This is a genomic window from Cupriavidus sp. BIS7 (genome assembly GCF_000292345.1).
Taxonomy (GTDB): Bacteria; Pseudomonadota; Gammaproteobacteria; order Burkholderiales; family Burkholderiaceae; genus Cupriavidus.
On the sequence record NZ_ALOU01000132.1, the window covers coordinates 1 to 536 of the forward strand.

The window sequence follows — 536 nt, forward strand, 5'->3', positions numbered from 1 at the left end:
TACTGGGGCGCGCGCAAGCTGGCGCGGCTGCTGCAGAACGCCGGGGCACCCGAGGTGCCGGCGGCCAGCACCGTCCACGAGATCCTGCGCCGCCACGGCCGGCTGGGCGAAGGCGAGGCTGCCGGACGCCCGCCCTTCCTGCGCTTCGAGCACGCGGCGCCCAATGACCTGTGGCAGATGGATTTCAAGGGCTACGTGCGCAACGCACGCGGGCTGTGCCATCCGCTGACGGTGCTCGATGACCATTCGCGCTTCAACCTGTGCCTGGCGGCCTGTGGCGACCAGCGCGGCGCCACGGTCCAGCCGCGACTGATCGCGACATTCCGGCGCTACGGGCTGCCCCAACGCATGACCATGGACAACGGGCCACCCTGGGGCGGGGACGCCGACGGGCTGGGCTACACGGCGCTGACGGTCTGGCTGATGCAGCTGGGCATCGCGGTCAGCCACTCGCGGCCCTATCACCCACAGACGCAAGGCAAGGACGAGCGGTTTCACCGCACGCTCAAGGCCGAGTTGCTGCAGCATCGCTGCTT

1 protein-coding gene is annotated in these 536 nt (G+C 70.1%); it reads left to right on the forward strand.

Annotated features, from left to right (window positions below; genetic code table 11):
• The coding region (locus B552_RS0126915; RefSeq protein ID WP_019452164.1) for a DDE-type integrase/transposase/recombinase at positions 1–536 on the forward strand (536 nt) is incomplete at both ends.